Source organism: Terribacillus sp. AE2B 122, from assembly GCF_902497585.1.
In the GTDB taxonomy this organism is placed as follows: Bacteria; Bacillota; Bacilli; order Bacillales; family Amphibacillaceae; genus Terribacillus; species Terribacillus saccharophilus_A.
The window spans coordinates 64,970-73,800 of record NZ_LR700942.1 but is presented as its reverse complement, the minus strand read 5'-3'; the positions used below and the strand labels follow the sequence as shown (position 1 = coordinate 73,800).

The 8,831-nt window shown below is 45.4% G+C and carries 7 protein-coding genes and 1 pseudogene; 3 read left to right on the top strand and 5 right to left on the bottom strand.

Annotation, left to right across the window (positions count from 1 at the left end; genetic code table 11):
* Positions 1 to 135: pseudogene (locus AE2B122_RS19045) on the bottom strand (NAD-dependent malic enzyme); the annotation flags it as partial.
* A gap of 97 nt (positions 136 to 232) precedes the next feature.
* Positions 233 to 3,505 carry a DNA polymerase III subunit alpha gene (gene dnaE, locus AE2B122_RS00335; RefSeq protein ID WP_175072789.1) on the bottom strand — a complete coding sequence of 1,091 codons (3,273 nt, stop codon included), beginning with the start codon at positions 3,503 to 3,505 and terminating at the stop codon, positions 233 to 235.
* 126 nt (positions 3,506 to 3,631) lie between these two features.
* Between dnaE and AE2B122_RS00330 the strand changes: the two genes are divergently transcribed.
* Together AE2B122_RS00330 and ytrI are read left to right on the top strand one after the other, a co-directional pair.
* On the top strand, positions 3,632 to 3,964 hold the full coding sequence (locus tag AE2B122_RS00330; RefSeq protein WP_038562204.1) for a YtrH family sporulation protein: 333 nt from the start codon (positions 3,632 to 3,634) through the stop codon (positions 3,962 to 3,964).
* Positions 3,964 to 4,467, top strand: a complete 504-nt coding sequence (gene ytrI / locus AE2B122_RS00325) for a sporulation membrane protein YtrI (RefSeq protein ID WP_095220623.1) — start codon at positions 3,964 to 3,966, stop codon at positions 4,465 to 4,467. The genes AE2B122_RS00330 and ytrI overlap by 1 nt, the downstream gene beginning before the upstream one ends.
* Here the strand turns inward: ytrI and AE2B122_RS00320 are convergent.
* The 3 genes from AE2B122_RS00320 to AE2B122_RS00310 form a co-directional block, all read right to left on the bottom strand.
* Entirely contained in the window at positions 4,464 to 5,405 is a 942-nt protein-coding gene (locus tag AE2B122_RS00320) for a bifunctional oligoribonuclease/PAP phosphatase NrnA (RefSeq protein ID WP_095220622.1), read from the bottom strand. The genes ytrI and AE2B122_RS00320 overlap by 4 nt on opposite strands.
* Before the next feature lie 24 nt (positions 5,406 to 5,429).
* A complete protein-coding gene (locus AE2B122_RS00315) occupies positions 5,430 to 6,746 on the bottom strand; it encodes a DRTGG domain-containing protein (RefSeq protein ID WP_175072788.1) in 1,317 nt (438 codons plus the stop codon).
* Between the two features lie 180 nt (positions 6,747 to 6,926).
* Positions 6,927 to 7,604 (bottom strand): metal-dependent hydrolase, encoded by a 678-nt coding sequence (locus AE2B122_RS00310; protein WP_095272628.1) that lies wholly within the window; start codon positions 7,602 to 7,604, stop codon positions 6,927 to 6,929.
* Positions 7,605 to 7,707: 103 nt separating this feature from the next.
* Here AE2B122_RS00310 and AE2B122_RS00305 point away from each other — a divergent pair, with 103 nt between their 5' ends.
* Entirely contained in the window at positions 7,708 to 8,805 is a 1,098-nt protein-coding gene (locus tag AE2B122_RS00305; RefSeq protein WP_175072787.1) for a Xaa-Pro peptidase family protein, read from the top strand.
* The last annotated feature ends 26 nt before the right edge of the window (positions 8,806 to 8,831 follow it).

Here is an 8,831-nt window from a genome sequence, read left to right as displayed (position 1 = left end):
ACAAGGTTCAGCTACACCTGGGGAATAAGCAAGACTCAAATCCGTTGCATTACGGACAGGGATTTTCGACTTCATTGTCAGTTTCCCTTTATTTTCACGGTGTATTTTCAGTGCATCTTCTCTTAAGTTGGACATATTTAATCATCCTTTGTGTATTTTATAACATGACGGTCGGCACAGACGACTATACATTATAGGCATATGTCACCATGGTGTAAAGAAAGTTGAATCGTCACTGCCCCGACACGGCAACGTTTTCTTTCCCAAAATGTTTCCTTAAAATACTCAGACTTTTCTGGCTTAGCTCGAGGTGATACGAACCGGACAGCTGATAGCTTTTCCGTGTCTCCTTGTGTACAACAATGACAGGGACATTTCCAGGATACTGTGCGGCACATTCGCGGACAATGTCGAGAACTTCTTCTTCAGCGATAGTATCATAGCGGATGAATAACCGTTCTTTACTTGGCTCGAGCTTATCTTCCTGGAAGAGTTGTGCCTCTTGCAGGATAAGTTGTCTTTCCCCATTCCTTTCCTCGATCTTACCAACAAGGTCGAGCAGTGTCTCCTCTTCCAGAAATCGACCGATTTGCCGATGTAAATCTGGAAATACGACAGCTTCGACTTCACCAGTCTCATCACCGATTGTCAGGAATGCCATAGGCTGGCCTTTTTTCGTCCGGATCGTCCGCTGCTGTAGTACAACAGCAGCCAAGCGCACCTGCTTTTTAGGCGGTAGTGCTTCGAACTGCTGAACTGCAATATAACCACTGCTGCGGAGATCACCCCGATAGCTTGCGAGTGGATGACTGGAAATATACAATCCAAGCACTTCTTTTTCGTACTTCAAGATGGCCATCGATGAAAATGGCTCCTGCTTCTCATATGTAGCTTCGAATTCGACTTCTCCCAGCAGCGATGGCTGATCATACAATTCCCTGAACAATTCCGCCTGCTCCATTGCTTTATCTATCGTAGCCAATACTGCGGCTCGGTTATTATGGATATTATCGAAAGCCCCGGCTAAAATGAGCTGCTCCAATGCAGATTTACTAATGGAGACTCGAACACAGAAATCAAAAAGATGCTTGAATGGTCCATCTTTCCGCGCATCAATAATCTGTCTGACCACTTGGGCACCAATACCTTTGATGGTCAGCAACCCTATTCTTATATTCCTGTTTTCTACTGTATACTTGCCGAAACTTTTATTGATGGATGGAGCCAGGATTTCAATCCCGCTATCAGCTGCCTCGCGGATATACTGCCGGATTTTATCTGGCTGATTCGCAACTCCGCTCATCAATTCAGCAAAAAAGTTTGCAGGAAAATGCGCTTTTAAGTATGCCAGCTGATACGCTAAGTAGCTGTATGCGACTGCATGACTGCGGTTGAATCCGTAGTTAGCGAATTTCACGATCCAGGAAAATACTTCCTTGGCAGTATCGGGGCTGTACCCGTTTTCTATACAGCCAGTTAAGAAGCGGCTCTCTTCTTTCTCAAGTACGCTAGCATCTTTTTTACTAACTGCTCGGCGCAGTAAATCGGCTTCCCCTAGCTTGTAGCCAGCCATTGAGGCTGCTATCTGCATGATTTGTTCTTGGTAGACAAGCACACCATACGTCTTCTCCAGTATCGGGGCCAGCTTAGCATGTGGATAGCTGACCGCCTCCTCCCCGTGTTTACGACGAACGAAGACCGGAATATAACTCATCGGACCTGGTCGATACAATGCATTGACAGCGACAATATCTTCAAATGATGATGGCTTCAGCTGTCGCAGCACTTGCTTCATACCGCTTGATTCAAATTGGAACACACCGTTCGTGCGTCCCTCCCGGAATAAACGGAAAGTAGCTTCATCATCCAGCGGAAGAGATTCTATATCCGGTTGTTTCGGCAAACTGTTTAGAACATGATCCATCAAGGTCAGGTTGCGTAATCCAAGGAAATCCATTTTCAACAAACCTAGCTGTTCCAGTTCCTTCATGGCAAACTGAGTCAACGCTACCTCATCGTGCCCCGAAGCTAGCGGAACGGTTTTCACGAGCGGATCAGCACTAATGACGATACCAGCTGCATGCGTTGATGCATGACGCGGCAATCCCTCCAGCTTGACACCAATTCGGAATAAGCGCTTCAGCTGCTCTGATTCTTTGACATAGGCAGTGAGTTCTTCGGAAGCCTTTAAACCAGCAGACAAAGATGCTGCGTTATTCGGAATCATCTTAAGAAGATAGGCAGCATCCGATTGCGGTATTTCCATCGTCTTGACCAGCTCTCGCAAAAGGGAGCGGGCAGCAAAGGTACCAAACGTAATGATTTGCGCTACATGATCTGCACCATATTTATTTCGTACATAGCGGATGACCTCATCCCTGCGGTAGTCAGAGAAGTCAATATCAATATCTGGCATCGATATCCGTTCCGGATTAAGGAATCGTTCAAACAAAAGACCATAAGCTAACGGATCCACCGCTGTAATGCCTAGCACATAGGCAACGAGCGAGCCAGCGGCCGATCCGCGTCCAGGACCGACACGGATGCCGTGTTCCTTTGCATAACGCACGAAATCCCAAACAATTAGAAAATAATCACTAAAGCCCATTTCCTTGATTACATTTAGCTCATAGGTCAGCCGTTCCTGTGCATCCTTTCTACCTCCATACAGCTCCTGTAGCCGTTCACTGCATATTTGACTTAAATATGTATCAGCTTGTTCTTCTTGAGGAACTGGATATGCAGGTAAATGTCGACCGCCAAGTTGCAGCTGAATCGTACAGCGCTCTGCGATGGAACCAGCCTCAGCCAGTGCTCCCCGCCACAAGACACTATCGGAAAGACCTTCCATTTCTGCTCCTGTACGTAAATGATGCGTCGGCTGCGTATCGTGCGCAACCGGCTCCCAGGTTGCTCCTTCTTCTATTGCAAGCAGACAATGATATGCATCGATATCATCTTCCTGCACATAGCGCACATCTCCTGTTGCCGCAAATCGGAGATTGTACTGCTGCTGCCAATTGGTCAAGGTCTGGTCATCCAGATAACGCACTTCTTCCGGACTGATACCAGCATACAGCCGATCACCAAATATGGATCGCCATGGATTGATTTGAAGCTGAATCAATGTGTGCGTCGGAATTATTGCAATGACTCCCTTCGCATATGCTTCCAATGATGAAATTGGCAAATAATTTGTTTCATTCGTTTGCAGGTATGTACTTAATTCTGCTAGCTGCTGATACCCAGTATCATTTTCCGCAAGCATGAGAACTTTCGTCATTTGCCCTTCCGCCTCGATCGGTACATGGATTCCGATAATCGGCTTTATACCTACCTCTAAACAAGCCTGATAAAACGGCACAACACCGTACATTACCACGTCATCCGTCAGCGCCAAGGCTTCAAAACCTGCTTCCTTGGCTTTCTTCACTAGTTGAGGAATTTTAATTGTACTCTGATAGAAGCTATAGCTGCTTCTGATTTGCAGATGCGAGAACTCCATACATCATTACCGCCCTTTTTTACACTCTCTCCATTATATACGAAATGTCGCAGACAATGAAATGACTAACATAACTTGTCCCCTGCTGCCATAGGGTAGAAAAAGACTATGTAAAGGAGTTTCAGCATGGAAGAACGAGTTATCATCTCAATGATGCATTGTTATTTCATCGCACTCGGCGTTATGATCGGGGGCTGTTTCATCGGCAGTATCGGTGCTTTTGCTACTGGTGAACCGCCACTGACCGCCATCAAGCGTATCTCCAGCGGTATTCGGATTTGGGCCATCATTGCGGCAATCGGCGGAACTTTCGATGCTATTACTAATTTTGAAAAAGGCATCTATCAAGGGGCAACATTTGATGTCATTAAACAAATTCTTATCATCATCGCTGCGATGGGAGGAGTAAAAACTGCACTCTTGATCATCGGCTGGTTCATCCAGGAGGATGTCTCCTGATGCATATACCGCCGATTTATAAGCAGACTGGCTGGCAACGCTTTTTAGTTGGATTTTTCCTTGGCGGCATCATTTCCTATTTTGTTTATCTGTTCATGTATGGAACGCTATTTGAGGAATGGGTGAAGGAAAAAGTAGAAATGGAAGGTACTATTCACGACTTGGAACGGGATATCGAAGTATTGAAGGACAACAATGAAGAAATGAATGAACTGCAGCAGGAAGGTCTTCTTATTGATGAAATCACGATAGCTATCGAAACTGATGACAGCCTGGAGCTAGACAAATTGATCGAGCATGAACTGAAGGAAGCGATAAAGGAGGAAGCACGCCATATGATCGGCCGCAGTGTCAATGGAGCTGTGCAAAGCAGCCCGCTATTGCTCGGGGCAATTGAAAATAAAGTCTATGAGCTGGATGGATTTCGTTACAAAGTCACCGTCAAGCAGCTGATCATTTCCGAGATCCTCTACTTGACAGTGAGAGTGGAGACAGACATTTAATTTGATTCAAACTGACGACATATATCTTGTAATTCCTGTTCAAGTCTGGTAGCTTCATCCCAACTGTACACTGTAGCACCAGACGCAAACGCATGGCCGCCACCATTGAATTTCCCGGCTAGTCCATTAATTACAGGACCTTTCGAACGGATTCGCACTCGAATCTGTTCTTCCTCTTCGACGAAAAAGAGCCATGCTTTGACACCTTCAATACTGGCAATTGTTCCGACAAGCTGACTCGTCTCCAAAGAAGTCACTCCGTAGGATGCAAGAATATCCTTCGTAATCCGGATTGCACAAACACCGGTCTCGTGCAGCTTGAGTTGCTGCAGTATATATCCCTGAAGTCTGGCGACATCAAGCCTTGACGCATATAATTTTTCATAAAGCATCGTCCGATCGAATGGATACTTTATCAATTCACCTGCAAAGTGGAATGTTTTCTCACTTGTTGACGGGAAAAGAAAACGTCCCGTGTCACCAACAATACCAGCATATAACAACATCGCGCCCCGAGTCGTCAGCTGTAGCTCTGGATGCGCTGCATACAATTCGTAAATCATTTCACTTGTAGAACTGGCTGTTGGAACAACCCACTGTATGTCGCCATATCGATCAACTTCAGGATGATGGTCAATTTTAATTATTTCTTTGGCCAACTTATACCGCGGGTCAGATATACGTGGCTGATTAGCAGCATCACAAATAATGACAAGCGCCTGTTCAAATACGCTGTCAGCTATCGTATCCATCTCTGCGAGGAATGTTAGCGATGGATCAGCGTCACCTACAACCCACACCTGCTTATCCGGGAATGACGCTTTGATAATTTCACTTAGTCCGACCTGTGATCCATAGGCATCCGGATCAGGTCGAACATGGCGCTGAATGATGATTGTTTCATATACTTTGATTCTTTCCAGGATTTTATCGTGCATCGTATCCCCCTCTATGTATGTGCCTCAGCGATCCAATAGCTGTGCCATAAGCAACGCTTTTGCAACTAATGTTTTCTTGTTACTATACACTTCCACGTCCATTTTCGCCAACTTCCGCCCAACCTCCAGAATACGCGGCTTGATCAGGATTGTACTGTCCAGCTGGATGGGACGCAGGAAATAGACGGATATGTTATCGACCACCATATCCCCCTTCTTCATTTTGCGAACGAAACGTCGGCTTGCTTCCGTGACAAACGTTGTCAGAACTCCGGTAGAGAGACTGCCAAGCTGATTCGTCATCTGCGGTGTCACTTTCCCTTGAAAAACGACGTCCGGCGTCTCATCTTCCAACAAATCGATCTCTCTTGTTACCAGGTCTTCGATTGTTTCGCCAATTTGCGGCTGCAGCTGGATTTGTTGAAGCGCTTTTAAAACATCCTGTCTGGAAATCAATCCTTGCAATTTATGCTGCTGATCGACAACTGGAATAATCTCGATACCTTCCCAAACCATCATATGAGCAGCATATGCAAGGGTTGTATGCTTTTGAACGGTAAGCGGATTCTTCGTCATCGCTTTTACAACAGACAGCTGCCTGTCCTTGTTGATGATATCCTTCGAGGTGACCATTCCAGTTACCTTCTGTGCCGCATTAGTTACTGGATAACGTGTATGAGTAGTTTCCGCATTGAACATATACCATTTTTCGAGCGTATCTGTTTCCTGCAGATGGTATGTTTGCTGCAATGGTGTAAAAATATCCTCTACAACGATTATCTCTTTCTTGATCATCTGATCATAGATCGCCCGGTTGATCAATTCCGCTACCGTAAACGTATCATAGCTCGTGGAGATGACCGGAAGCTCCTTTTCATCTGCCAGACGCTTGATACGGTCATCCGTGTCGAAACCTCCAGTTATGAGCACGGCAGCCCCTTCCTTGATTGCCAGTTCATGCGCTTCAATACGGTTACCGACGATGAGCAAAGCATCCTTTTGGGTATAGCGCATCATAGCATCAAGTTCCATCGCTCCGATAACAAATTTATTAAGCGTCTTATGCAAGCCGTCGCGGCCTCCGAGCACTTGACCATCCACAATACCGATGATTTCTGCGAAAGATAAGCGATCAAAATTATCCTTAACTTTTGTTTCGATCCTCACAGTCCCGACACGCTCAATCGTGCTGACCAGCCCTTTATTCTCCGCCTCCTTGATAGCTCGGTATGCCGTTCCTTCACTTACATTCAATTCCTTGGCGATAGCACGTACGGATATCTTCCCGCCAACCGGAAGGTTCTCAATATATTTAATGATCTGATCATGTTTTGTCGACATTCCTTCACCATGCCCTCATCTGTACTAGTCTTTTTTTATCTATTGTTATTGTACAGTTTTTAGACAGAGGTTTCAATTTCAGAAGAAAAATTGCTGCATAGCCCGAAATATTAATCTATAAAATCAATTCATTTACTATAACAGATAAAAACAGCACCCTGTGACAGGATGCTGTTTTCTTTAGATTGTAATAGATTGGCCGGGCTCCAAGTGGACACCTTGACCAGGTTTCACTTTTTCTGCAAATGCCGCGCCATCCTGCTCAATCAACGGGAATGTGTTGTAATGAATCGGAATAACCTGTTTAGCTTTCACCCACTCAGCAGCAATCAGTGCATCTTCAGGACCCATTGTGAAATTATCACCGATTGGGAGCAAAGCAACATCGATAGTGTTCATATCTCCGATAAGTTTCATATCCGAGAATAAACCTGTATCGCCCGCGTGGTAGATTGTCTTGCCTTCGGCCGTGAATAGAATACCAGTCGGCATTCCCATATAGTGGGTACCATCTTCATCCGTTATAGCACTGCTGTGAAACGCCTGCGTCAGCTTTACACGGCCAAATTCGAATTCATGCGCACCGCCGATACCCATTGGATGTGTGTTCAATCCTTTGCCTTCCAAGTAAACTGCCAATTCGTTCGGCGCAACAACCAGCGCACCAGTGCGTTTAGCGATTGAAATAGTGTCTCCGACATGGTCATTGTGTCCGTGTGTCAGCAGAATCACATCTGGCTGCACATCGTCAGCATTTAAATCACAAGTACCATTTCCAGTGATGAACGGGTCGATTAATATCGTATGCTTTTCTGTCACAATCTGTACAACAGCTTGTCCGTGGAATGAGATTTTCAAGTTTACAACCCCTTTTCATTTTTTCGCATTTAGTTTACCACAGTTGTATACGGAAGAAACGCAATACGTTTTTTGTTATACTGGGGGAAAAGGAGGATTTACTATGCAACACAGAATCGATACATTATTACAACAGTTAAAAGGTGACCAATCAGACAGCGTGTTCATCACCTCCATGGAGAACGTGTATTATGTGAGCAATTATTATACAGATCCGCATGAGCGACTCGTAGCTGTATTCGCAGATCAAAAGGATGCACCACTGCTCATTTTGCCGGCAATGGAAAAAGAAGACGCCCTACAAGCCGGCTGGAAGGAAGAAATGCTTACATACCACGACCATGAAGATGTCTGGCAGCTTTTCAAGGATTACCTAAAAGAACGAGGCCGTATTCCAGCTTCCATGGGAATCGAAAAGGATCATATGTCAGTACTTCGTTTGGAGATGCTGCAGCATATTCTGTCAGACACAGCGTTGACGAGTGCGACGGAACTTCTGCAGAACCAACGAAACATCAAAGACAAAAAAGAATACACTTTGTTGAAACAAGCAGCAGCACTTGCTGATTTTGGTGTCAAGAAAGGCATCGAGGCAATTGCAGCTGGAAAGAGTGAACTACAAATTGTAGCGGAGCTAGAATATGCACTGAAGCAAGAAGGTGTACAGAGCATGTCATTTGCGACAACCGTTTTGTCCGGTGCGAAGACTGCTTCTCCGCACGGAACTCCGGATGGTAAACAGATTGCAGCAGGAGATCTTGTCTTATTTGATTTGGGAGTCATCTTTGAAGGCTACTGCTCAGATATTACCCGGACAGTTGCTTATAAGCATGTAACAGCTGACCAGCAGCATATTCATGATACAGTGCGAATCGCCCTCGAGAAAGCAACAGCAGCTTCACAAGTAGGAACTGCTATTTCTGAAATCGATAGAGCGGCCCGCGGCCATATCGAACAAGCTGGCTATGGTGAGTACTTCACGCACCGCGTCGGACACGGATTAGGAATCGGCGTACATGAATTCCCGTCATTGTCCAGCAACAATACAAAAGCATTACAGGATGGCATGTGCTACACAATTGAGCCTGGTATTTATTTGCCTGGTGTCGGCGGCGTTCGCATTGAGGATGATATTTTCCTTACAAAGAATGGCCCTGATGTTCTTACTGCTTATCCACGCGATTTACAAATCATCGGTTAAAATAAAACGAGCATCTGCTTTTCGGC